The sequence below is a fragment of the Pontibacillus marinus BH030004 = DSM 16465 genome, assembly GCF_000425225.1.
Lineage (GTDB): Bacteria > Bacillota > Bacilli > Bacillales > BH030062 > Pontibacillus > Pontibacillus marinus.
The window spans coordinates 204,278-229,747 of sequence record NZ_AULJ01000001.1 but is presented as its reverse complement, the minus strand read 5'-3'; the positions used below and the strand labels follow the sequence as shown (position 1 = coordinate 229,747).

General features: G+C 32.0%; 18 protein-coding genes and 1 pseudogene. 4 read left to right on the top strand and 15 right to left on the bottom strand.

Annotated elements, in window-relative coordinates; all coding sequences use genetic code 11:
* The first annotated feature begins 2 nt into the window (after window positions 1-2).
* Window positions 3-296, top strand: a complete 294-nt coding sequence (locus H514_RS0101125; protein WP_027445295.1) for a hypothetical protein — start codon at window positions 3-5, stop codon at window positions 294-296.
* A 224-nt stretch (window positions 297-520) separates the two neighbouring features.
* A complete protein-coding gene (locus H514_RS0101120; RefSeq protein WP_027445294.1) occupies window positions 521-1,573 on the top strand; it encodes a hypothetical protein in 1,053 nt (350 codons plus the stop codon).
* A 39-nt stretch (window positions 1,574-1,612) separates the two neighbouring features.
* On the opposite strand, the gene H514_RS0101115 is transcribed toward H514_RS0101120, so the two are convergent.
* From H514_RS0101115 to H514_RS25045, 14 genes are all read right to left on the bottom strand, one after another.
* Window positions 1,613-2,107 carry a hypothetical protein gene (locus H514_RS0101115; protein ID WP_027445293.1) on the bottom strand — a complete coding sequence of 165 codons (495 nt, stop codon included), beginning with the start codon at window positions 2,105-2,107 and terminating at the stop codon, window positions 1,613-1,615.
* Between the two features lie 5 nt (window positions 2,108-2,112).
* Window positions 2,113-4,113 (bottom strand): AAA family ATPase, encoded by a 2,001-nt coding sequence (locus H514_RS0101110; protein ID WP_027445292.1) that lies wholly within the window; start codon window positions 4,111-4,113, stop codon window positions 2,113-2,115.
* Window positions 4,104-4,259, bottom strand: coding sequence for a hypothetical protein (locus H514_RS24515; RefSeq protein WP_154657284.1), 156 nt, complete (start codon window positions 4,257-4,259; stop codon window positions 4,104-4,106). The genes H514_RS0101110 and H514_RS24515 overlap by 10 nt, the downstream gene beginning before the upstream one ends.
* The gene (locus H514_RS0101100) at window positions 4,256-6,421 is read right to left on the bottom strand and encodes a DEAD/DEAH box helicase family protein (protein ID WP_027445291.1); all 2,166 of its coding nucleotides are present in this window, start codon (window positions 6,419-6,421) and stop codon (window positions 4,256-4,258) included. Before H514_RS0101100 ends, H514_RS24515 begins: the two co-directional genes overlap by 4 nt.
* A 166-nt stretch (window positions 6,422-6,587) precedes the next feature.
* Window positions 6,588-7,385 (bottom strand): phosphoadenosine phosphosulfate reductase domain-containing protein, encoded by a 798-nt coding sequence (locus H514_RS0101095; RefSeq protein WP_027445290.1) that lies wholly within the window; start codon window positions 7,383-7,385, stop codon window positions 6,588-6,590.
* A 12-nt stretch (window positions 7,386-7,397) separates the two neighbouring features.
* On the bottom strand, window positions 7,398-10,829 hold the full coding sequence (locus H514_RS0101090) for a hypothetical protein (protein ID WP_036841444.1): 3,432 nt from the start codon (window positions 10,827-10,829) through the stop codon (window positions 7,398-7,400).
* A complete protein-coding gene (locus H514_RS0101085; RefSeq protein WP_027445288.1) occupies window positions 10,826-11,707 on the bottom strand; it encodes a DUF4007 family protein in 882 nt (293 codons plus the stop codon). The genes H514_RS0101090 and H514_RS0101085 overlap by 4 nt, the downstream gene beginning before the upstream one ends.
* Window positions 11,708-11,810: 103 nt before the next feature.
* Window positions 11,811-16,868 (bottom strand): FtsK/SpoIIIE domain-containing protein, encoded by a 5,058-nt coding sequence (locus tag H514_RS0101080; RefSeq protein WP_161625875.1) that lies wholly within the window; start codon window positions 16,866-16,868, stop codon window positions 11,811-11,813.
* A gap of 38 nt (window positions 16,869-16,906) precedes the next feature.
* Window positions 16,907-18,481, bottom strand: coding sequence for a hypothetical protein (locus H514_RS0101075; RefSeq protein WP_027445286.1), 1,575 nt, complete (start codon window positions 18,479-18,481; stop codon window positions 16,907-16,909).
* 15 nt (window positions 18,482-18,496) lie between these two features.
* Window positions 18,497-20,194 (bottom strand): P-loop NTPase family protein, encoded by a 1,698-nt coding sequence (locus tag H514_RS0101070; protein ID WP_027445285.1) that lies wholly within the window; start codon window positions 20,192-20,194, stop codon window positions 18,497-18,499.
* A gap of 523 nt (window positions 20,195-20,717) precedes the next feature.
* On the bottom strand, window positions 20,718-21,395 hold the full coding sequence (locus tag H514_RS0101065; RefSeq protein WP_027445284.1) for a DUF2726 domain-containing protein: 678 nt from the start codon (window positions 21,393-21,395) through the stop codon (window positions 20,718-20,720).
* Window positions 21,396-21,605: 210 nt separating this feature from the next.
* Window positions 21,606-21,932 (bottom strand): type II toxin-antitoxin system PemK/MazF family toxin, encoded by a 327-nt coding sequence (locus tag H514_RS0101060; protein ID WP_027445283.1) that lies wholly within the window; start codon window positions 21,930-21,932, stop codon window positions 21,606-21,608.
* Entirely contained in the window at window positions 21,932-22,213 is a 282-nt protein-coding gene (locus H514_RS0101055) for an AbrB/MazE/SpoVT family DNA-binding domain-containing protein (RefSeq protein WP_027445282.1), read from the bottom strand. The genes H514_RS0101060 and H514_RS0101055 overlap by 1 nt, the downstream gene beginning before the upstream one ends.
* A 99-nt stretch (window positions 22,214-22,312) precedes the next feature.
* Window positions 22,313-23,038: a hypothetical protein gene (locus tag H514_RS25045; protein ID WP_197063031.1), complete on the bottom strand. Its 726-nt coding sequence runs from the start codon at window positions 23,036-23,038 to the stop codon at window positions 22,313-22,315.
* A 389-nt stretch (window positions 23,039-23,427) separates the two neighbouring features.
* On the opposite strand from H514_RS25045, the gene H514_RS0101045 reads away from it, so the two are divergent.
* A complete protein-coding gene (locus H514_RS0101045; protein WP_027445281.1) occupies window positions 23,428-23,937 on the top strand; it encodes a hypothetical protein in 510 nt (169 codons plus the stop codon).
* A gap of 119 nt (window positions 23,938-24,056) precedes the next feature.
* A pseudogene (locus H514_RS25120) lies at window positions 24,057-24,227 on the top strand (glutathione-dependent formaldehyde dehydrogenase); the annotation flags it as partial.
* Between the two features lie 53 nt (window positions 24,228-24,280).
* Here H514_RS25120 and H514_RS0101035 read toward each other — a convergent pair.
* Window positions 24,281-25,462, bottom strand: coding sequence for a M24 family metallopeptidase (locus H514_RS0101035; RefSeq protein ID WP_027445280.1), 1,182 nt, complete (start codon window positions 25,460-25,462; stop codon window positions 24,281-24,283).
* Between the last annotated feature and the right edge of the window lie 8 nt (window positions 25,463-25,470).

Below are 25,470 nucleotides of genomic sequence, written 5' to 3'. Positions count from 1 at the left end.
ATATGGAGATTGCTGTAGATTTTGACAATGAGTTGTTAGAAGAGATGAATGTTGAAACTGTTATGACAAGTCCGATCAATAGTGAGATAGGTGTTGCCATACTATCGTCTGAATCAACAGATCAAAATAAAATAGTAAAAGTATATTCCCTAAGGTTACAACATGATGTACAAAAGTATAAAATCGATAATGAGTTACAAGCTTTTTCTTTTAGCGACCATGATTTTGCAAGACAGTTCATTGAACGCCTACCTGAGATGTCCGCTATTGAATTGATGTTTGCAATGGGTTCTTAAACAAACACACATAGCAATAAATCTCCCTCTCAATAATAGGGGGGAGATTTATGCTTCATTAAGCTGAGTACATCTAATTTATGAAACATTATGCCTTCTCTCCTCTAAATAATATGTAATCTATCATAAATTTCACTAAAAGTATTTTTGAATATAAGTATATTAAATTGATACTTAATTATTTACAATAATGGTATATAAATTATTTAAAAGGAGGTAATACCATGGATATGGACAGTTTTTTAGAGGATGTCTTTAAGAAAAGTAAACCTCAAAACAAAGTTTCACCACAAATGAATCAAGAATACAAATCAAATACATATTCTACAGCTGTTACACCTACAATTGATAAAATAATCACTCTATTAAATAATAACTATAATAATAGTAATTCAATTAATGATGTTTGTTCAGCTCTCTCTCTATCGAAAGATAAAGTCATCCAACTGTTAAAAGAAAACAATTATTCCTATAAAGAATTAATCGATCAATGGACAAAACAAAGCGAAGAAGAATTACTAACATCTTTAGTTGAAGAACTAAATAGAGGTAATACTTTATATGATTTATCATTTAACTATTTTACTAACAAGAAAAAAAGGTTAAACTTTGTCACAAATCTAGAGCAACTTCTAAAAAAAGAAGGATATAATTACTTTAAAAACTTAAATAAATGGGAGAAAACAAGAATTGTATTAGAAAGTTATTTGAGAGATCTTGAATATATGCCTCTAATGGAAGTAGCTAAAAAATATAACACAAGTGATATGGAAGTTAGAAAATTCTTAAAACAAAATAAGTATAGATACGACAGCTTCTTTGATACATGGACTAATCAATCTCAACATGAGAAACTGTCTAAATTAAAAAGAGATATTAAATTTAATAAAATAGATTTACGAGGTTTTCTAGCTTTTATTAAAAAAAATCCTGAGCAATTATTAAGTAAGTTTAAGGAATATAATTTAGACACCGATCATAGTGTAAACCTTATAATCAGTTCTTTAGAGAAATCATCAAACAAAAAAGAAAATACTAGTAATAATGTTAACTCTAATCAAAATGTTTTCTCTCAAGAGGAAATTAAAAAATTACGAACTATAATCACTATGTTTGAATTTAATGAGAGTAAAGTAGATAATAGTAAGTCTGAAATCACCTTATTACTAGATAATGGAATGATCGAGGATGTTGAAAAATTAGCTGACCAAAAAGAAGTAAGTAGATCCAAGTTTATCCAAAATATAATCGAAGATTACATCTCTAACCATAATTAATACAAAATAAATAAAATGCCCTAAAATAGGGCATTTTATTTATTGTCTCGCTAATTCTAGTATATCAATCTCTTCTTTAGTATTTTCATTATTGAATTCCTGTATAAAAGAAAATAACTCATTTAAGTAGTCCTCTTCATCATATGATTCTTCTACCAGTTTCTCATATAATTTTTCAATACCTCCCAGTGTATAAGAATGAAAAACTTCCATATTTTCTTTTACCTGGTGCTCACTAGAATCGAATGCAGCTTTAACTTTTTCTTTACTGCTTCCTTCATGATGTAGTATCATAACTGTTTGATAAATAAATTCAAGCTTTAGTTTCTCCCTAATCACTGTATCCGCAAAAATCTTCGTATTAGTATTTATGCTATTGTCTTCTTCACCTTTATGATTATAATAAAATCCAACAAATGGAGCTAATAAATAAACGTCCATATTCCTCTTAAATAAATTAGCACTTTTTTCATTTCTAAGATAATCAACATAATTTGCGTGCTTTCCTTTGATCACCACTTCTGTTTCAAACATATTACTTATCCCTCCTTTATTATAGTATTTGTTTCAGATTCCTTATTAAGCTCATATCTATTAGCAATACGATCACCTAAAACTTCTTCAGCATAATTCCAGTCTTTGTGCATCACAAATATCACCACTTGGTTAGCAATGCTCGGCATTAATTGAGCTATATTCTCAACGTGTTTTTCATCAGCATTAGAAAAAGGACCGTCCATGACTAAAGGATATGATTCAGAGCTTATTTGATCCTGAAAAACTCCTAAATGTTCACGAGCTAATTTTACAATGCCACATATAAATGAAAAACTAGTAACAACTTCTAAACCTTTTGATTCATCGGCTTTTGTGGAGTATTCTTTATGAATATCAGGAGTATTAAGTCTATATACATATTTATCATTTATACTAATTGACCTTTCCCCATGATACATTTCCTGAAAAATATCATTTACATTCTTTTCAAGTTGAGATTTAATATTATCTTCTTCACCTTTATATTTCTCATTAAGAAGAAAATACATTTCGTTGGCATATTTGATGTATCTCACAATGTTATTATTTCTTTCACTTGTTGTGGAAAGTTCATCAATTTTCTTTTTTATATCTTCTATTTGCTTTTCTATATTTTCAATTTCATTACTAGTGGCAGCTACTTCATATGTTATTTCTTTTATTTTTTGATTTACTTGTGTTAGTTCTTCCTCAATTTTACCAATGTCTTTTTCAGTTGTAATTTCATTGCTTATTGTTACATTTCTTTCTTCATATTTAGATATATCTCTTAAATTTTTTCTAATAGTCCTGTAGTCATTCTCAATATCTTCATATAAACCATCACTACTCGAAATAAAGTAGGTCGCATTCTTTTGATAAGTCTGAATAATGGTACCAAGGGACTGTGGTGGTAAAAATTCTTGTTCTTTCTTTATATGATCATATGCCTCATCCCTATTATTCAAAGGAGTTCCACATAAACAATAACCTCTTTCAATAAGAAAATTTATAGAATCACCATGCATATGTGGTATTCCTTTATCAAAAGACTCATCTTCTTTTAAAGTTTTCCCTGCTCTATTAATAAGACTTTTCCCGATGAAATAAGGAGCTTTTTCATTAAACTGCTTTTTAATGCTATCAAAGGAACTCTTATTCTCCTTTGTTAATTGTTTTATCGACGCTTCATTTTGTTTCCTTTCTAATTGTAAATGCTTCGCATCCTGATCTTCTTTAAGAATTTCTTCTAATTTAGTCTTTCTATTTTCGTAGTACTCTTCTGAATTATGTAGTTCTTTTTTTATTTTCACCTTCTCTTCAAACTCTTTAGTTTTAGTTTCAAGTCGATCCTTTGCTTCTCTTAATTCATGGTTACCTTCTTCATCTAAGCTTTCACGGTACTGTCCAATAACACTATTTTTATTTCCACCGCCTAAATGCTTAATTGTTTTTTCGATGGCATCTAATCCTAGTACTGTTTTCACTGCATTAGCCAAATCCTCCTTACCATTCTTTTCATTTCTACCCAAGTTCTCAATTCTCTCGCCATCAAAAAAGAAATATGACATTAATTCTTTAGGCATAATTTTTCTAATTGTATCCTCTTGATAATCTAGATCATTAATAAATTTTGTTTGCCCATTTTCATTAATATATGAAATTTCTAAATTAGCATTACCAGGTTGAACTCTATTATTTCGGTTAAAACTATAAAGCTGTTTTCTTTCAATAATGTAATCAATATCGTCATGACTGAGCTCAAGTTTTACCGAGACTTCATACTGATTATGTATATTACTATTTTCATCTATCAACTCAAGATTCAAGAGAAAGTCTTTAGTTTTAAAATTTGCTTCGCCATAGAGAACCCAATTAAAGGCTTGTAGCAAGGTTGTTTTACCACTTGTATTGGTCCCTAATATAACAGTTACATTTTTATTTTTATCTGATGAATCTAATTTTATTTCATGTATTCCCTTATATTGCCTAAAGTTGTTCATAGTTAATTTTTTTAAATGCATTTTTTATCCTCCTCCTCTATAATCTTTTGGATTTTCTTAATCATCTCTGAATCCCTAAAACGTTTAGTACGAATGTTTTCTTTTTCAGCTTCAATAACTCTATACAACATATTTTGTAGCCTTGTTTTATTTATATCATTTGTCATATTAAATCAGTCACCTCATCTGTTATACTATAAACTTTTTTAATTTCATCTATTAATCCCAATCCTTCATACGGATTTAAAGATAGTTCAGCAAATTCTCTTATTCTCACAATCTCTTTTAATACTAATGAGTAATCTGAATTCAATTGTGAAAGCGGGATATTCCTAACTGTATCTAATGACCTAGGTAATGTAATAAAATCATAAATAACGGCTGTATGTTTATTAGGAGCTTTTCTTAGAATTCTCCCTCGTCGTTGAACATATTCTTTTGGATTACTACTACTGGATAAAATGTATGCCTTATCAATTTCAGGAATATTAACACCTTCATCTAAGCACTTTATCGCAACAAGTGTTTGAATATCATGCCCTTCACTAAACTTAGTTAACAGTTTTTTTCTTTCACTCATGTCTTCTTCAGCAGTAATCTTTGCAGCCTTTATTCCCAACTCATGTCCTAAAAGCGACATAACTGCCTCTATCTGTTTTACTTGTTCATTACTATCTTCGTTTGAGTCAAAATCATAGAGGGTAGTTGCGCCACAGTACACAAGAGCATGTTTAAGTTCTTCAAAAGGTTGCTCATTTTTCAATAACAACTCTTTAAGGATTTCTATTTTATTTATTGCACCAGCTACCAACCTAGACCTCTCTAAAGCAACTTTCTTACCTCTAGTATTCAATTCTTTTTTCCCATTACCTTTATCTATCATATTTCTTCCAATTTCTTTAGAAAGAGTTATATAATTTTCAAGTTCAGTTTCATTAAGTGTAGTAACAATAGGCTTATAATAATATTTAACTAATTTGTTATCATTTATGGCTTCTTTCAACCCGTAATCTATACACTTTTCTCCAAAATAATCATATAACTTATTCGTACCTTCTTCATCTTGATGTCTCTCTAAAGTAGCAGAAAGCGCAAGTCTATATTTTATGCTAGGTAGCAAAAATTCACTTAAAGAAGCAGCTCCAAAATTATGTGCCTCGTCAACTACTAATACAACTTCACCTTTTACTTTACTTAATTGTTTTTGTATGAAGTCAGTCATATAAGTTGCGTTAGTTGAAATTAATGTTACAACTTTACTCAGACCTAAATTAAAGTCTATAACAGCATCTCTTAACTTCCTCCTCCAGTTTCTTTGAGAAGATGAAGAATACGCTATTATAGGATCAAAATTAAATACTTGCACTTCATCAGACCATTGTTCTGCTAAATGTTGATAAGGTACTACTATTACAATGAAAATATTATAGTTGAGATGCCTAGATAACCGAACTAAACCACCTAAGCTTGTAAAAGTCTTTCCTGACCCTGTTGCCATATTAAATATTCCTTGAAAATTCTGTTCCTCCCACACCTGTATGGCCTTTTCTTGATAATCATACAACTTTACCTCATGTGGAATAAAAGGTAAGTCCTGGTTATCCTCAGTAGCTTTATTTAGTTTATACAATTCCTTTTCTTCAGCTAATGTATCCTTTTTGAAATTCATAAGTTCTTGCCTACATAAGTGAGGAAAGTCTATTATCTCTATATTCTTTGTTTCATTGTTCCATAACTTTTCAAAATCACTTTCCTTATTATTTACTCTATTAATGTCATTACCATTCCAGGAAAAAAATACGTCAATAGATTCAAAGTTATTGATGAATGCGGAGTGAGTTTCATTTAATGAACCATTAAAGGCAATTCTATTCCCTTCATGATCATATACTATTCCGATCTTCTCATGATACAAACCTATATTTTTATTCTCACCATTGTTTAGAAAAGCTATCTTAATATCCAATTGTTGATTAGAAATTAAATGCGCTATGTAATTTAACCTTTCTTTCTCGTAATAGCTCTTTTCACTTTTCAATTCCTTTATGATTTTGTTTTCTATTAACTTTTCTCTTTCTGAATAACCTTTGTGAATTGCTTCTATATCTTCTTTATCTAAATTTGGCGAGGCAATGAGTTGAATTTTACCGTTATTCCTCAATAACCCTGAAATTCCTTTAGAAATATCAATAAGAGCTGAAGAGGAAAAGTATCCTACAGCCCTGCGATATAATACCGCCCCCTGTAGAATAGGTAAATAAAAATTTTCAATCACATTATCTTCAGAAGACCTATAGCTTTCTTTTAAATTAATATGTAAAAAGCTCATAAATGCATCTCCTAAATTTTAATTTTTATTGTATTCAAATTACAGTTTTGTTTAATAATTATACCAAATATATGAATTTCCATAAATACACATGATATTTGTAAATATAGGAATGCGTAATTAAATTTTAAAAACCCGAATCCTAAATTAGGATTCGGGTTTTTGACTATGAAAACGAACAAACACAAGGCACTGTATTATCCTGAACCTTAAGGAATTTGTCGACTCCTTCTCTATCCATTTGTTCACGATATTCTTTGAGAGTATATGGTTTACCATCCTTCTTTAAAATAGAAACGTTTTTCTCAAAGTGCTTACGGAAGTTTTCTTCCATTTCTTCCTGTTCTTTATAGCGGTCGGGCCAGATACTATATAATTGAGCATAGTGTTGGAAACCTCCACGCACACATCTGCCACCGCAATTTGCGTGACTAAAACCTAATTCGTACATTCTAGGTAGTTTAATTTTCCACTCATTCTCAATGATAGATTTCACATCAAGATCTTCTCTGAAGGTTTCAATCATAGGAAAACGAGTTTCAATCGGCTCTAATGGATTATGCTCATAAAAGCTTTTAAGATTATCAGCACGATGGCTCTCATGAGGTCCGATACCAAAATAAAGAATAGGTTCTAAATTATGGTTATCTCTCAAATCTTCTAAAAATGTTATTGTTTTATAAACTTTTAACTCTTCAGAGCATTTTGCAAGCCTAGAGTTTCCTAAGAATTTATAATCATAGAACACTTCTTCTGGAGTTCTACCATCTACTACCTCAGTGATTTCAACACCAATCATGTCAGCAACTTCATCCATGAATCGGTAATTATCTTCATCTTCCCATAAGGTATTAGTAAAGAACAGAATAGAATTTTCTTTACCATGTGTTTGCACCATATGGTTTGCAACATAAGCACTTGCAGCTCCTCCACTGAACATAGCTACGTGCACTTTCTTTCTCATAAAAACACCCCGTTATTCTACAAATTCCGTTAATAATTTGTAGACGATATACTCTACTTCTTCTTTAGGCACTGTTCTACCAGCATTATTCACCATTCTATGAACATTGTTATAGATGGTTTTAGACTTTGTTGAAAGTTCTACGTCTGTTTGTATAGTAACATTTCTTCCATCAATTTGTAATTGTTGTGCATTCGTATTATCTGAATCTTTGCTATTAAGCATTTCTATATCTCTCTCTAACTGCTTAATAAACATTTCATACGTTCTATCAGACCAATCTTGTATTCTAAGCCCTATATATTCCTCTACAAAATCCGACACCCAATTATCACTCGTACTAACATTCAAAATGTTATATACTGTTGCATTTTTCTTTTGAGCAAAGCCGCTTTGATTATTAGCCCAGTTTATCAATTCTTTATATGAGCTTGTTTCCGTATAGTAAAAAATATTTTCTTTAATATTTTCGATTTGATGATCACAGAAGTTTTCTATATTTACTTTCATAGATATTAAGGAATCAAAATCATTTTGATAATTCTCAAATAAACTTTGAATTGTGGCAGACGGATCTACCTCACTTCTTTTTACCGTTTCCTTAAATTGATTTACTTCAGGGGATAAGTTAGAAGTGATTTGCGTGTATTTAGGTAAAGATCTTAACCACCCTAAAACAGCACTGCTCATTTGTATAATAGCTGGTTTACCATCTACGTACTCACTTTTATATTCCCCAAATACAGAGTCAATTTCATTTAGAAATGGTGTAAGCTGTTTATTGAAGTCATAAACAATATATTCATATTGATCTGCTTCTTCTATCATTTTGTAGATCTTGTCTCCATCTACTGCAGGCACATACATATCATTTCTATAGAACATCGTATGATCCCATACATCTCGTAATAAGGAAATAATATAAATAGGAATTAAAGGTTTTCGAATCCCGTAAGGACTTCTCTCCAAGATACTTACTAATTCGTTGAGATTCCCTTTCTTATTGTTTTTCACAAAGTTTATTAAATCATCTCTCATTAATTGAAACTCTTTAGAGCTAATATTATTTAGATCATCTATTAAGAATCCGTTATTTTTAAATATAGTAGCATAGATTAAATAATCTGGTCCTTTACCTTCAATGTTAAACTGCTCAGAATAAGGAAACTCAATTATATGATCAACTACAGTTTTAGCTGCCTTCAACTGTACATTATTAATCTTCTTTCGGTTAATGGATTCGTTTCTAACTTCTGGTGTATAAGGATATATATCATACATTATCTCGGAAAGTTTGTTTTCTAAAACAATTCGATTTTGAATCTTTATCTCTTCTCCGTTATGAATCCATGTAGCATGACCACTAAAATCTGTCCAAACTCTAATATACTCTTTAATTGAAAAGAGTAGGTCTTCCTTTTTAATTAAGAGTTCATCTTTGATATTGATATCTTGCTTTAGTAACTCAACATCTTCTATCATTTGATTAACGATTATTAACTGATCAATTACTTCATAAATATAAGTAATTGGGTAATGAGAAACACCAAAAATACTTTGTTTAAATGAAAAGTTGTCTTTAAGTTGTTGAATAATGTCTTCTCTGTCTTCACTCTTTTCAAGTATCACAAGATAAATACTTGCATCGGAATTTTGATCATAGTCGAATTTGCCTTCCTCTACAATATCAGAGCTGAATGTAACGTTTGTAGTAGCAAATCTTGTCATACTCTTTTCATCATTGTAAGAAGTCGCCAAATAGAATTTGTTATCTAATGCATTTTCAATAACCTCTTTTCTTCTATTTTGGTTAATTGAAGTTTCTTCTAATCTTGATTGGATTTCCTCTTCGATGTTTATAGAGCTTCCTTGGAATAATTCCCAATACCCCATTATTCTATTAAAACGGACAGCTTTATAGCTGTTTAATTGATCTAAGGCTTTATTTACGTTCTCTATTTCTTCATTTAAAGCTAATGAAAGTAACTCGTTGGTTATCTTATGCATGGACTGAAGCCCTGTTAACTCCCAAAGCGTAATGAATTTTAATATTCTTTGCTCTAACCCGTTTGATGGAGTTGGTATTTTTTTAATCAGCTGTTTATATAGGCGTACACTATCTTTTATATCTTCACTAATAAAATGGTCTCCAGAAAAGAAGTAATCAAATAATTGATCCGCTAAATAATATCCATCATCTTTAGCTAAGTGATTTAAAAGTCCTCCAGTCTCAGTACTCTCTAAGAAAGTAAATAATGTTCTCTCGTTCTGTCCAAATACGTTTGATAAATGTGGTAATAAATATAACGTGATTGGATGGATTGGATAACAACCACTAACTACTAACTCCTCTAACTCTACTTGATTAAGAGTGGGAAAGAAGGTGTATTTTCTTAACGTATTAATGACACTCTCTTCATAATCTTTCGAAAGTGTATTTTTAATATCTAAATCATTTATAATGTTTTGAGCTAAGCGAACAAATGTAGACTGATCACTTTCAATATAATAGGTTTTAAATCTTCTTTCGATTCGCTGAAATTCGTCTTTATGTTCATCTTTTAAAACATTGAAATATTGTCTTAAGTTTTTGTGAGTAATAAGCAATATATGAAATGAGTCTGTATAGTGATCTGCCAATTCAGCAATATCTTGTATGTCTTGCATTGTCTCGTGAATTAGTGTTGTATCTAATGTTTGCAAGAACCTTCCGAATTCATCATAGGTAACAAAAAGACCTAAATCTAATTTATCAAGTTCATCAAGAATATATTTGATTTGCTCTACAAAATCATATTGATAGTCGACAATAAATTCGGTTCCTGATGTAAGGTAAGGAAATATTGACTGAAACCATTCAATTTCTTGTGAATTATGGCTGAGAACTTCGATTCTCCACAATTCATATTCCTTACCTGCTTCTTTTAAATAGTTTAAGAAAGCTTCAAAAGTTTGTGGATAATCTTGTTCCCAGGTTTCAATTGTGGATATAACCTTATTTACTACACCAGGTACTGTTACATGTATATCGTTTTGTTCTAATGTTTTCATAATAGAAGATATAATTGCTGTTCTAAATCTTCCTTCATTACCACTAAGAACAATGGGTAAATAAGTTTTATCGCATGACTGTATTTTGTTTAACTCATTGTATATATCATCGTCTACTTTTTCGAACTTTTGTTTCAGTTCTTGTACAGTATCATTAGAAACATTATTTGATGTAATACTACTTAAAATTGTTCCGATTAATGATTTCCCTGTTCCGTATGGTCCCATTATAATATGTGACTTGGATGAAGACTTCTCATTAAAACCTTTAAGTAAACCAATAAAAGCTTCTGCATGTGAAGGCGTAGGTAAATATCTATTAAAAAAGTTCTCATTTCCTAAATCAAACTTTATATTAATACTAGATTTAAAAGAAACGTTGTTTGCACTCATGATTGCACGTACACCTTTCTACTATATTCATCCTTTAAGTATTCTAAAGGATCAACCTTTGGAACTCTGACTGTGTCTAAATTATTTGTTCTAGTAAAGGTTATAGGATGTAGAGGATGATTGGTTAATTGGTGTAAAGCTTGTATGATTAAATTACGATTCATATTAAACACATTCCCCCATAGGCCATCTTGATAAATGATTTCATCTACTGAAACCATTTCAACACTATTTTTAGAACAATAATCTAACAACGAAAAGTACAAGGCTGATAAACCTATTTCCTCAATACTATTAGGTGTCTTTTTAAAGATCATTCCATTTTTCTCAGACATCACATTCAATTTATTTAAGGGGCTTTGAATAACCTCTTCTGGGTCATTAGCTGTTTGACCGGCTGTATATAATTTAATTAAACAATCAATATCTCTTTTTAAAGATTTTTCAGAGACACGCTTTTCCTCATTTTGAACCACCCATTTAGAAAATAACCTAAATAGGTCCTCTTTACTAACTGTTGTCTCATCCAAAATATTAAAGAACCAGAACCAAACTGTAGAAGGTTCAAAATTACTACTTAATTGATAATGTAATAAAGATGCTGTATCTACAAATTGAATATGTCGATCATATTCATCTATAAGATCACCAAATTTTGTGAGTAAATGTACTTTTTTTCTCTCATCATTTGTTTGCTCTTCAGCGAGGTTTGTTGCAACAACCCAAAACCTTAGAGATTGAACCATATTCTTACCTAATCCAATCTTTTCAAAAGCTTCTTTATCATAGAAGAAGCGACTATCTTTCTTTAATTGTTTGATTGCTTTACTTAGCCATCTGTCTCTTAAATAGAAACTTTGATGTTGTCCGTATGCCATAAGCTAAGTTACATCCTTTCCTCAGATTTACTGGACAAGTTGTTCCAGTAATCATATAACTCAAAATAATACATCTAGATAAAGATCTAGATGTATTATTTAATTATTTTTTACCTGAAAAGTATTTTAGTAATGCTCTTTTAACTTTAGGCGTAAGAAATGGACTCTTACCACGAGTAACTTTTTGACTACTTGTTTTAGCAAGGAAGTCACCTTTACCACCTAAGTTTTCAGCGCCACTATCTCCTAGTATAACAGTAGATGCAGTAGAATCTGTAGCTCTTAATGCAAGTCTAGCACCTAAATTGTTTCTGATATTTGTATTGATAATGTCAGATTTTGGATTTTGTGTACATATAATCAGATGCAATCCTGCAGCTCTTGCTTTTTGGCCAAGTTTTAATATTGCATTTTCAACTTTCTGTGCAATCTCTTTATCTTGGCTCATAAAGTCTGCAAATTCATCAAATACAATTACAATACGAGGTAGACGCTTTCCTGTAAGTTCTACATATTCATCAAGATTACTAACGAATTCTTGAGCAAATAGCTTATATCGTTCTTCCATTTCTTGAACTAGTATATCTAATGTGCTTACAGCCTCGTTAATATCTGTTACTACATCTCTTGTATGAGGCAATCCTTTATAAACTGTAAACTCAACCTGTTTTGGATCAATAAATACAAATTGAAGTTTACTTGGATCATATAAGCACATACTACCTAGAATGATAGAGTTCAGTGTTACACTTTTACCGCTTCCTGTTGTTCCACCGGTTAATAAGTGTGGAGTAGATGGATCAGAAAAATCAATGTTAATTACATTATTCAAAGGGTCAAATCCAAGTGGTGATATCAAGTTTGTATCCTTAATATCATCACTTAGTTGTTCTCTCGATATTTTCATGAAATCTTCAAAGAAGATTGTATCAGGGTTGTCCCTGGCAATATCAATGTTAATGCCGTTTTTGTCAATAAACATATGAGGTTCTTGATCTAAGCCTAACCATAGCTGGATATCTTGCCTTCTACGCATTACTTTATCAGAATTTAATGAAGAAGGAATATCCAATATTAAACGCACAACACTTGATCCTACTACAGCATTCTTAACTTTGACATTTAATTTATTTCGATTAAAGTGTGTTTCTAGATTATTTATATATTGTTTCTTCAAATCACTTTGATCTTCATTAACATTCTCATTAGGCTCCATGTCCTTAAGAGCAACTACTTCAGGATTTTCTCCATTTACAAGGTTAGATCCTTCTTGATCAGCATCCTCTTTATCTGGCTTAACGGTTGGAATAGAAGTAGGTTCATGCTCAATCTCACTTTTACTATCACCAAGATCTGAAGTGGGAATATCTGTGTCTTCACCTTCATTCTCACTTCCTGCTTCAGTTTCTTGTTCACCCTCTTCAGGCTCATTATCTGTAGCATCTTTACCGTTATCATTCGCGCTAGAAATAGTTTCTCTTGCCTCTAGTTCTTTTTCAAATGTCTCATCATTACTTTCAATTTCAGCATAGTCTGGAGCGATTTCTTCAGAGGCACCAAGATGATTTAGGATATAAGATCTTGAGAATACATAATTATCATATTCTCCCTCTAATTTCTGATAATAAGCACCATTAGATATACTTTCGAAATCATGCTCATGTAGGTTTGAAGTATAACAATATACATCTATTGAAGAATTTATATTTACGTTAATATTTGAAATTGGTGTGTGCTGTAATGCCTTTAATATATGCGCTTCTTCAGGACTATACGATCCTCTTTCGATAAAGTAATGAACTAATTCTTCTCGCCAGAATTCAGAATCAGTTTTATTTTCATCGAAAGAGAAGAGATTTTCATACACATTCATACCTGCATCTACTTGTTTGATTGCATCATATCGTTCTCTTTCAAATATTGAATAGCTAACAAACTTTAATTCTACAATATTGAAGTCAACTTGTAATGTACCATCAACTTCTTTTATTGTTGTAATCGCCAAATCAGGACGTCGTTTATTATTTGAGAACCATGGAAGCTCATCGCAAACAGACCATACCTGCAACACATTGTCATTAGCATTCTCTCTGAACTTCTTACTTAAATAGGTTGCTACCATTTCGTGAGAGTATTTACCTGGACCTATTGCTTTCAATACTAGTGCTCCAGATATCTTTTTAACTTCCTGTATAGAATCGACTACTTTTTTCCTATCAATCTGTGGGTTCTTCAGAATTAAACTTAACTTCTTCCCAAGTCGATCATAGTATTCATCTTCTTGTTGATTATTAAGTTTACGAATATATTCAGAAGAAGAAACAATAAGTTTATAGTTATTGTTAGAACCAGCTTTAGACTTGTATTGAATGATTTGTGCATTAGTTGATGTTTGTTCTAGTAGAGATTTATCTAAGTATCTATCCATAAACATAATCCAATTAAAATTAGAATGTAGAAAATCAATTAAATCATTATTTTGGTTAGATAAAGCTACTTTATTTTTTAGAACATATACTTCGTCCTCTTCAAGAATCTCTTTCTTCTGAGATATATACTGAAGCTGATAGAAAGATTTTAATATCGGTGGCATAGATTCACTTACATAAGACATACGTTTAACTACTTCAGTATTTAATAAGGGTTCTTTATATACAACTTCAAACCAGTTATCCGATTTTTCGTAGTTAATCTTATCAAACTCATACTTAATTTGACTGCTTTGAGCAAAATAGTCAGCTAATACCACTAAATCAGCATCGATCATATGGTTGTTTATTTGTTTAGATATCTCATTTACATCTAGACCAGAAATCACTTTAATCTCAACTTTAGGGAACTTACTAGTCCCATCTGGATGGATGTATTCTTCTCTTTGTTTTACCCATTGATTTAATCTTCTGTGGATAGGAGCTGCATGTGTACTATGAACTGTAATTTTAAGCTTGTTTAAATTTTTCACTTTCTTAAACAATTCATCTATTGATTTCGTAATAACATCAGCACTTTGACAATATAAGAACAAGATATCCATACCATCTTTAGCGAAAGGATACACTTCAAAATAGTTTTTTACACTTGTAAGTAATTCCTTTGATAGATCATTTGCTAAGTGATCCATCTTATCTGAACGTTCAGTATTTAGAACAAAGTGACCTTCACCTAGTGTCTCACTAACCTCAATAAGAAATGAATCATCGCCATCACTAGTGAAGTATCTTGGTCCCAAGTCTATCGTTTCATCTACAACATGATTCATATAATCTTCAAGCTTCGTTACGTCTAAGTTATCTTTGCGAGCATTGTTTATCCAGTTTTCCACCTTATGATTTATTTCCTGATATCTATGCTTCAAGCTAACTAGCCGTATTGGGTTAATAACTGTTAAAATTCTTTCTTTACTATATCCTCTCTGACCTAGTTTGACAGGTAAATTGTCAATTGATCCGATATAGTTTAGATATTTATATATGGTGTTTGTAATGGTGGCATTAGTGGTTACACCTTTTAATAAAGTTTCTAAATTCGCCTCTAGCTCATAAAAGTCAATTCCAAACAACCCTTTTTCAGTCACACTGGATAAGGCCTCTATAAAGTACTTTTGAAAACTAACAAACGAATCATAATGTTCATTAAATCCTTCTTCATTCAGAGAGAGGTATGCACTAACTTCTTCCTGGACTAGCGCACCTACATCTAATGTTTCAACTTGTTCATCATCATATATCTTCATATATGGTAATGAACCTTCTTGAACAAGGTCTAAAATACTTAATAGTTCCAGATTCTCAAAACCTATTAATTTAAAGTTTTCTTTCCCTAGGTATTGATCTCCTACTTTCAGCTTTAAGTTAAATGTTACTTCTGTATCACTAATAGAAGTATCAACTTCAGCGTCATTTAAAGATTCACTATCGAATTTAAATAGAGGTGCTACTGACTCTAAATTTTCTAAATAAATAGTTACTAATTTCTTCGTTTCCTCATTTAACTTATTGTTCACTACTGTCAGTTCGAACGTAGTATTATATTCATCAAGTTCTTCGATATTATCCTCAATGAGTGTAAATGAATAATATAAAATTGCCTCATTTAAGTCTTTATAATCTTCAGGGTGTCGCGCTTTCTCTATTTTTCTAGTGATTTTTTTTACTAAGTCTGGTTTTTGTGAAAGTTCTCCTTCATGTTCTTCTAAGAAGTGCTGCATTTCATCAGGATCATCACCTTTTTCGATTGAAGCAATCCCGTCTTCTGCATGTTGTTTTTCTTCTTTTGTATATTCTTCTAAACTCAGATGATTTCTTATCTGATCATATAAAGTTGTTTTATCTTTAAAGCTAAACAGTGATTGGATATCTTTAAATTGATATTCTAATAACTCTAAACTTTTCTGATTAATGAAATTTAAAGCTTCTTGTTCAAATTGTTCAGGATTTGTTTGTTGCCATAAATCACTTGGAAAATTATTTTGTTCTTCTTTGTTTAAAAACTTATATAAGTTGTCTTGTAATTTTTCCGGGTCAAGATCTCCATTACTTTTTTGTAAATTGGCTAGTAAGAAGTTTGCTTTTAACTTTTTTTCACCTTTTGGAATCATAAGTTCATTATCTTTAAATAAATTAAGTTCAGGTAAGCTATCTTGAATTAATTGGACAATAGAAGGAGAGTTTGATGAAATAACTTCTGAAATAAACCTTAAGATAAACCTAAGCTGTGGATCCGTTAGCTTGCGATACATATTAAGGAATAATTGAATAGTTTCAATTTCTTCTCCGGCCATATTATACTCATCTGATAGAACAGTAAATAAGGATTGGAATCCTTTTTCAGAAAGCAAGTAAGACTCATCAATAGCAAAAATATTCTCTAAGCTCTGCCCTTCAGGTGTATTCTCATTGATGATCATTAAGAGCGCTTGGTTTACTTGAGTATAGTTTCTTAGTTTAGTTGATGTTTCTGTACCTTGAAAGCTATATTCAGGGTATCCTTCGACCGGTTTTATAGTTCTAATAATAGGATCATAATAATTTTTAAGAAGTGCACTATTATTTCGTATTTCGCTTAACACAGCCTTCACATTATCATGAGTTAGTCCATTTACCTTAATAAATAATTTATCAGCGTTTTCGTTTTTTTGATGATAAAAGTGATTCTTTAGCACATAAAATATCCATTTACCAAGCAACTCATTATGTTTCATCATTCTACCACCTGCATTTCTACTTCTTCATATGGATTTTTTATCATTGCAGTCGCATCTGAATATTCTACTAATAATCCATTATGTCTGAGTTTCTCCCTTAAAGCATACTCATTTCTCTGGAAATAGCTAATATTTATTCTAGAAGTTTCATATATACCATCTTTTCGAGCTTCGACTTCACCAATAATAAACCCAAACTTTTCATATAAAGTCTTTAAAAAGTCATGGTATTCCATAGAGCTTTTTGGCTTAACAATACTATAAACCAACACCTGTAGGAAACTATCTGTCATAAAGTATCTATACTTACTTCCTACACGATAACCTCCGAAACCACCATCACGTGTTAAACCACGTACAATGTTTAATTGGTGTTTCTTTAGCTGATCAGATACAATATCTTTCACAACGTTAAACAGATTAGTAGAAATATCAGTGTGATTTTGGCACGTATTCAATACTTTAATCACTTTATTTTTTCTAGCAGTAGAAAGCTTTTTTAAGCCTAAATAGTCCATAAACTCTTCTGGATTGTCTTTCCAATTTTGAAGATTCTCTTGTACATACTCTTCGCTTGGGATCTTCTCATTGAAAATCTCCATAAAATAAGATTCAAACTTATTTTTTATTAACAGCTCATTATCGCTAAACGATCTTGCTGAAAGCCGTTTAATAGGATTCAATTGTCCATCTAAACAATCAAAAAAGTACGTAACTTTTGCATCCTCCTGGTCTTTAGCTCTATTCAACATGTACCTTGATAACTGGAAAGTTATTAGACTTGTCATGAGTTCAAACATTTCATAAATATCAATGTTTAAAGAGATTAATTGATAGAACTCTTTAGCAAACTCATGATACATAGGATCATCCGTCACAGGAAGATATGGATACTCTTTATTTTCACCCTCCACCTCTGTTAGAGGAAAGTACTCATTATTTTTCGGTTGAGAACCTTTATCTAAGCTCTCTGTGATTTTGTTTACAATATTCTCTATCGCTCTATTCTTTTGTAGCAATTGTTGTAAGCGATTTTCTATTTTTTCTCGAAGAGCAAGATCATCAGCTGTACCGTAAGCAAGCATTAAGAAGTATAGCTCTCCCCCACGTGCAAAAAAGTTACGTTCATAAGCAATATCTCCACTTTTCGTTCTGACTTCAAAGAAAAGTAAGGATTCATGTAATGGATATAGCGTTTTAGCATACCAAGAACGGTTAGCTGTTTTGCCTCTACCATCATGCAATGGTACTTCTAGATTTTTGAAGAATTCTCGAATAACATCCACTTGTTCCTTGCTAGAAGCCATTTGATATAAAGTTTCTTTATCTTCTTCAGGTAAGGAAACTACTTTTCCTTTTGCCCCTTCTTTATCTCCCTCGAAAATAAACCTTCTTAATCCCAGAGATTTATTTCGTTGATATTGACAAGCATCAAATTTATATTCTGTACCATATAGAACATTTAAAAATTCTAGTACATACTCTGGTCCTTTTTGACCATCCATAAAACGGTGTCCCCATATTTGTGCTGATAACTGGGAAGAAAATCTCTCTACTCCACTTTTAGACATGGTGAACCTCCATTCTTAATCTAAAGTAATTTCGTCTTCTATAAATAAACCTTCATCTGAGTCATACCTTAAGATGTTTAATATATAATCATCGGCGTCACTAATTCTTATCAATTCATTCTTAAAAGTGTCTACTAAAATTTCTGCATCTTGTTGAAGTATATTATGTGTTCCTCCACCACTAGCTCTCATCAGATATTCAAAAATCGCTAAGTTTAACGGCAACTCTACTTCGTCGTCCACCCATAAAGTGAACGTAGAAGGTTTTCTATCTAGGTCATACCTTTCACTTTCTTCAATGAGTTTGACATCTTTATTTTGTTTAAAAGTGTCGTAAACCATTAAGTTCTTATTTGTTGCATATAGATGCTTGGTTTCTTTAGTAAGTCTTCCAGAGAAGACCCGATTTAACCCACCTATTAATACCTTTTTGGTTGCCTTTTGGTTCTTAATATCATCAAACATAGATTTATAGTCACTTAGGTATTCATAAGGTAAAAGCTGGTTAGGCTTGAAGATATGATTATCTTCTAACTCATAAAAGAACTTTCTCCTCAATTTTGGTATCCATTCATCAATCAGAGATTGATCACTACCTATGTTATAGTCACGATATAATGCTAATTTCTTTTGGAAGTAGCCTAACTCTAGATCAAGTGTTTTTCCAAAAAGATTCTCGTAAATCTTTTCAAGGTCCTCATCTCCGTTAATATCTCCATTAATAATGAAATCATCTATAGATGAATGGGAGTAATTCCCCGGATCAAGTGTTTTAAATAATCTTAAAGCTTTCATCTCAGAAAATGCATTTTCACTTAATTCTTGACCATAAAAGTTTTGGTAGTAAGGACGTTTTATTTGTTCTTTCAAATCAGTGTAATCCGCTTCTAATACATCTTCACATGTGTAACCACCTGTTAACATAAAGCTGATGTGAATCAACATTTCTCTCAGTGTAATGTGAGTATCTAGATAATCTAACATTTGATACTGTTCAACAATTTTTTGTTGAATGTGATCATTAGAAGTTCTCTCATGATTCATGTAAATGATACACCGATCTTGTTTCGGGCATGATTGGCATGGATGCCAATTTTCATCTTTATTCCAATCTTCTAAGACTCTATTAACATAGACAGAGGAAGTAACATCTAGAAGATTAAAGATACTAAATTGATTTGAATTATGTTCATGAGACTCAAAACGTTTTAGAACCTCTTTATTTAATAGACTTAATACTTCGTTGTGCTGTGATAAAAACTTTGTTAATTTTCCTTCGTTAGCAGCAATTAAATAATAAGTTTTATTTGTATGCTGTGTTTGAATGTTATCTTGTAACAATGATAACTCTCTCAAGATCACATCTTCTTTTAATTCAGATAAGTCTTTAACAATTCTTATTTTTCCATTTTTAAAAGGAAATTCTATTATTCCTTCTTCCGGCCATGTAGTTAACTCATTATGTTCGTTAAAGTGATTATGTATCATTCTACATAAGCGTGTTTTGCCGTCCCCTGCATTACCCGTCAAAATTACACTCTGTGGCTTACTTTCAAAAAGATTAACTAACGTGTCTTCAATTTGAGTATGAACATTAAAATGGTAATTAATTCCACTATTTTCATCATGTGTGTACTCGTCATAGATCTTTGCATGGTTAGGTGACAATACATTGTATTGGTCTAAATAATAAACAAAAGGATTACCTTCCAATACTTACCCTCCTCGAATTAGTATTTCATTTGTTTTTCAACTTTTAATTACTTTTATTTACATATGGTTTCCAAATAAATTCTATCATAAATATATGAGCTATTCACACAACTACAGAGTGACTTCATTACTACTTTGTTTAAAGTCTTTTCCTTATGTAATTTGTTGTAAATTTGTTGAAAATTAATAATCTGATAAATTGTAAATGAATTCCTTGTTAATTTTAGCATAAATGTCCCCCATAAGAGCATAGGGTTGCACAATCATTCTAATGGTAATTTTTGAATATAATAATATATAGTTAGTGTTTATTTCGTAGTATAATTTCACATTTAACAGTCATAAAGTACCACTACGCCTACATGTATATTTCAAAAACAAAAAGAAAGAGTAGATTCATCCGTGACTCTACTCTTTCTTTTTGTTTTATTACTCAATAATTCAACTTATATCACATAGTCTAGCTTTTCGATCATTTTATAAGCAAGTCTTATGGGTTTTCTTTACAGTAGGAGAAATAAACTCAATCAATAGCAACTACTTCTCGACACTTCGGAAAATTACTACAACCGTAAAAGGCCTTACCTTTTCTTTCACCACTTTTGGCAATTCTTCTTGTCATTGAGCTTCCACACTTTTTACATGTAGGTTCATTTGTATCCTGGTTCGAATTCACTTGTGTTTCAAACTCTTTTGAAGTATCGGCTTCTTTTTGTAGAAAAGGATAGATCCTTTCTTTTATTTCAGATACAGTATAGCTTCGCTTATTCGCAATGCGTACTAAAGGAAGGCCAGCGTCAGAAAATAGCTTATTAACGAATTCATCTCGCTTTATACGGTCCTGTCTAGAGTGAGATGAATCGTCTAACTCTACGCCTACAACAGGTTTCATTGTAGCTGTGTCACATATAAGGAAATCGATGTGCTTTCTATTAATCTTGTTTAAATAGGTTGTGTGTTTACTTTTGTCTTTAGCTTTCACAAAAAAGATATCTCCAAGTGAAACTTTAGGGCAGATCACGCCGCTACTATCTACTACTTGGTTCAGCACTTGATAAAAGGATAATTCTGCTGGTGATAAAAAGTCATCCCTTATTGCATATGGTAGTTTCATCTCTGTATGTTCATCTGAGGTTGTACCTTTCTCGATTCCAATGAGTTTTAATAATGATCCTAAACAACCTGGGTTTTGATTAGACATAAAATAACTCCTTCAAATTAAATACGATATGATCCTATTTTCGGCATTTTGATAGAGTTTTAAAGGGGAGAGATCGTGAATATGAGATGTTATTTTAAGGAGATTTGAGAAGTAAAGTGTCTGACACCAGCACCTTCACGCGTTAACGTAGTAGGGGTCAGGCACCTTTAGGGGATACGAAGAGATGATACACCTGTACCTTGTCGCCTGCTACAAAAAGATATGTATTTTGTTCAAGCAATTCTGTACAGTTTGCGAATCAGCATATCCTTTTAGTTGGATATTACGTACCGTCCAATCTAACTTCTTAATTTGATCCGTTAAGATCACGCCTTCAAAAACTAATCCATCGGGTAAAGGTTCTTCAAACCCCCACCCTCTAGCTGTATTCGTTATCGGACATACAGAAGCCAAACCTGTTACGTTGTTAAATGAATACGGAGATAATACAATAACTGGGCGTCGGCCTGCTTGTTCATGCTCAGCCTGCGGATTGAAGTCTAAATAAACCAATGCCCCTTGTTCTGGTGCTGACATTACAACAATTCCTTTCCTTTGTTCCCGGAGTCAATTTCTTCATGACGATTTTCGGGTTTACATTGTGCTAGTAATTCTTCTAATGTTGGTTTTTTGTTTTTCGGTTGAATCGTAAGCTTTTGATCACTAACATACATTTCGACTTCTGTTCCTTCACCAATCTCAATGCTTTTAGCAAAAACGTTAGGAATACGAACTCCCAAGCTATTGCCCCATTTTTGGACTTTGGTTGAATAAAATAAGCTTCCTACCTGACGATCTTTATCACTTTCTTGTCCCATATCGCACCATCTCCTCCTCATTTTGTATATACATTGTGCCTGACCCCAGGGGAGATACAGACACTATGATATTCTATTTCAAATACGACCTTGCCTGATTTACTCCAGTTCTCTTTTCACAATTTTCTTTTCCCAGGAATTTTTGAAGAACATTTCTTTAGTTTCTGGGTTATAAATTGATTTTCTAACTCTCTTATCATAAGTAAAATAAGTAACAGCATATTCAAGATTTTTCAGCTTATACTCGATAACTATATTGCCATAGCTAAGCTTTCCAAATGAGGTTACTTTCGCTTGTTCTGGAATAAACTTTACAGCATCAGTACCTCTTAATTCATGTATTCCATTCCCCAGATCTTCAACTACCTTTGCTTCCTTAGCTTGCTTAAATACATCCTCATATTTCTTCAGCTCCTCTTCCACACTTAGGTCCTTCTCTATATAGGCGGGAATATCCCATGTATTCGGGACTTGCACCATAACAAAGTTTCCAGTCCACATTTCTGTCTCTGCTATCAGTCTTTTATCGTTCTTTTCAAAAATATAGCCACTTCCCATTTGTTCTTTAAACTTCCATCCTTTTTTACTTATCATTTCCTTTAAATTCTCACGAGCTTTTCCTTGTTCCATGCGTGTAATAAACCACTCATATCCATTTTCTTCTGCAACCTTCACCATATCCTTTGAAGATTGAGTTATAGATTCAACTACTTCTTTTTTGCTCACAGAATCAAATGGTAGTTTTGGATAATAGAATTTGCTATTGAAAGCAATTACCCCTAATGGTAGAACGCACAAAGCAATGGTGATCAACCACTTTTTCATAGAACCCTCCAAAAATTAATGACATCACTTCCTTATTAGCTTACTATATTTCAGATTTTAACATAAATATCCAAAACGGTGCCTGACCCCCGGCGCGTTAATTCGTTAACGCACCGGGGGTCAGGCACCACTTTCTTTAAGATATAAAGTAATTAGTTTAAGGAGAGATCGTTGACTGTCAGCCTGCATATAGGGAGATTGATCTTTGCAATGATTAAATTGTGCTTACAAAAAAGTTGTTCATAAAGAAGGAATTATAAGATATTTATCGTAATAAGCATTCAGTCATTTATTGATGAAAGGAACTAAACAAATGAAAAGAACAAATTTCTTTATTGGTATAACCATCATATGCGTACTTACTACTATTGTAATAGTAGAACATTTTAGTGATAAAAAAAAGCTACGTTCAGTCTGTTGATTCATTCCATTTGAATATGAAGCAAACAAACGATTATTTGCTGGAAGCTATTCATGCTTTTGAAAATGATGATAAAGATGAGTATGAAGAAAGCATTGTTTTAGCAGCTATTTGGCTAGGAAAAACACAAGAATCTCTATCTTATCTACGATCACAAGCGCAAGATAACCTGTTCTTTGATTCTTCAGTGTTATACCCACTAGATACTCACTTATCAGGAATAATTAAATCAATAAACGCAGAGAAATCAAACGATTCTTTAGATGTTAATCACCTTACATTTATTCAAAAAAATATTAATTGGCTTTTAAGTAACCATAAAAACACTTTATTTAAAGCCTTAAAAGACTCAGACAGTGAAAATGTAGATGACTTGCTTAACCAATGGGACCGCTATAGATTGCGGGACAATAGGGACAGGTGCATCGTCCCTTCGCAACATGAAATAAATCAATATTTCTTTATGTCCATACTTTAAGTAATAAATAAGTAGCTTCAGTAAATAAATCAAAAAAGAAGCTAATCTTCAAAAAGTACTAGATTAGCTTCTTTTCACGTATCATTAACTTTTTTCAATACTTCGATACTTGAGAGGACGAGGCACCTTTCATCCACCTTATGCCTAAACTGTACGAGATGATTGAGAATCAAGAATTCGATCCAACTGATATTATTACCCACAAACTACCTCCAGAAGAAGCAGCAAAAGGATATGATTTTTGCGATAAGAAAGAAGATGAAAAGATTAAAGTAGTTTTAAAATCATAACAAATGTGGTGCCTCCCCCGACGTTAACGCAGTGGGGTCAGGCACTTTTATTCTCAGGTACATATCAAAGAGTCTATGTCCCTTGGGTAATAAGTTAACATCTCCATTCCATCCTCTGTTACTAAAATAGTATCTGAGTGACGGAATCCCCCTACTTCTGGCACATAGATTCCTGGTTCCACTGTAAAAACCATTCCAGGTTGCATAATCGTTTCATCACCCAGGTCAAAAAATGGTGATTCATGGAATAATAAGCCGATAGCATGACCAGTATGGTGACGTGTTAAGTGCTCAATGTTATTCTCTTTATAATAATCTTGTACAGCTCTTTCTACTGAAGATAGTGGATTGCCAGGTTTGATATGATCAAATGCTACTTCTTGGCTTTGATACATATATTCGAAGTATTTTCTCTGGTCCTTATTTGCTTCATTAACAAACATCGTCCTTTCCAATTCGCTTCTATAACCCCAAATGGCTGCAGAAGAAGCTGTAACCAGATTATCACCTTTTTTTAGGTGAGCATTTTGAGATACCGAATGTGGAAATGCAGATACTTTACCTACCTGCCCTCTAAATAACGCAAACGCTGTTTCTCCATGCGGTTTATAATCTTTGCCTAACGTTTCAATCATTGCCATTGTTGCTTCTGCACTTGCTTTATTTTCAATTTCCAACTCACTAATCCCAACTGCAGAATACTTCTGAAGTAATCGGTGAGCAAGGTTCCCCCATCTGCATGACTCTTTAATTAGCTCTATTTCATTCTGGGACTTGATAGCCCTCATTTCTGGAACAATATCTTGGACTGATATGAAACTTTTAGCATTGATAAGTCTATCTATTTTCGGCCCACGATACCCAGCTGGTGATCCGTATCCTGGTGAATCAAAGCCGACTTGTTTATTCTCAAATCCAATATCCTTTAGCAGTTGTTTCAAATACTCCATTGGATGTTTAATTCCAGGATACTCCGGATAAGAAGAAACCTTATCGACTAATGCATGTTCTTCTGCATGATCAACTTCTAAATAAGGTACAAATAAATAAGATTTGCCATTCGGGTCAACTATAAGTGCAATGGGCCGCTCCGTTGGTGAAAAAAAGAAATTTGTTAAATAAAAAATATCGACCGGTGAAAATAGAACCACCGCATCAACACCATTTTCATTTAACCTATCATTGAATACCTTTTGTCTCTCATATACTTCACTCTCAGGAATACTTAGCAACATAATTTTTA

Excerpts from the sequence above, each read along its gene's own strand:
- H514_RS0101125 (WP_027445295.1), top strand. The coding sequence starts at position 3 with ATGGAGATTGCTGTAGATTTTGACAATGAGTTGTTAGAAGAGATGAAT.
- H514_RS0101120 (WP_027445294.1), top strand. The coding sequence starts at position 521 with ATGGATATGGACAGTTTTTTAGAGGATGTCTTTAAGAAAAGTAAACCT.
- H514_RS0101115 (WP_027445293.1), bottom strand. The coding sequence starts at position 2,107 with ATGTTTGAAACAGAAGTGGTGATCAAAGGAAAGCACGCAAATTATGTT.
- H514_RS0101110 (WP_027445292.1), bottom strand. The coding sequence starts at position 4,113 with ATGCATTTAAAAAAATTAACTATGAACAACTTTAGGCAATATAAGGGA.
- H514_RS24515 (WP_154657284.1), bottom strand. The coding sequence starts at position 4,259 with ATGACAAATGATATAAATAAAACAAGGCTACAAAATATGTTGTATAGA.
- H514_RS0101100 (WP_027445291.1), bottom strand. The coding sequence starts at position 6,421 with ATGAGCTTTTTACATATTAATTTAAAAGAAAGCTATAGGTCTTCTGAA.
- H514_RS0101095 (WP_027445290.1), bottom strand. The coding sequence starts at position 7,385 with ATGAGAAAGAAAGTGCACGTAGCTATGTTCAGTGGAGGAGCTGCAAGT.
- H514_RS0101090 (WP_036841444.1), bottom strand. The coding sequence starts at position 10,829 with ATGAGTGCAAACAACGTTTCTTTTAAATCTAGTATTAATATAAAGTTT.
- H514_RS0101085 (WP_027445288.1), bottom strand. The coding sequence starts at position 11,707 with ATGGCATACGGACAACATCAAAGTTTCTATTTAAGAGACAGATGGCTA.
- H514_RS0101075 (WP_027445286.1), bottom strand. The coding sequence starts at position 18,481 with ATGTCTAAAAGTGGAGTAGAGAGATTTTCTTCCCAGTTATCAGCACAA.
- H514_RS0101065 (WP_027445284.1), bottom strand. The coding sequence starts at position 21,395 with ATGTCTAATCAAAACCCAGGTTGTTTAGGATCATTATTAAAACTCATT.
- H514_RS0101060 (WP_027445283.1), bottom strand. The coding sequence starts at position 21,932 with ATGTCAGCACCAGAACAAGGGGCATTGGTTTATTTAGACTTCAATCCG.
- H514_RS0101055 (WP_027445282.1), bottom strand. The coding sequence starts at position 22,213 with ATGGGACAAGAAAGTGATAAAGATCGTCAGGTAGGAAGCTTATTTTAT.
- H514_RS25045 (WP_197063031.1), bottom strand. The coding sequence starts at position 23,038 with ATGAAAAAGTGGTTGATCACCATTGCTTTGTGCGTTCTACCATTAGGG.
- H514_RS0101035 (WP_027445280.1), bottom strand. The coding sequence starts at position 25,462 with ATGTTGCTAAGTATTCCTGAGAGTGAAGTATATGAGAGACAAAAGGTA.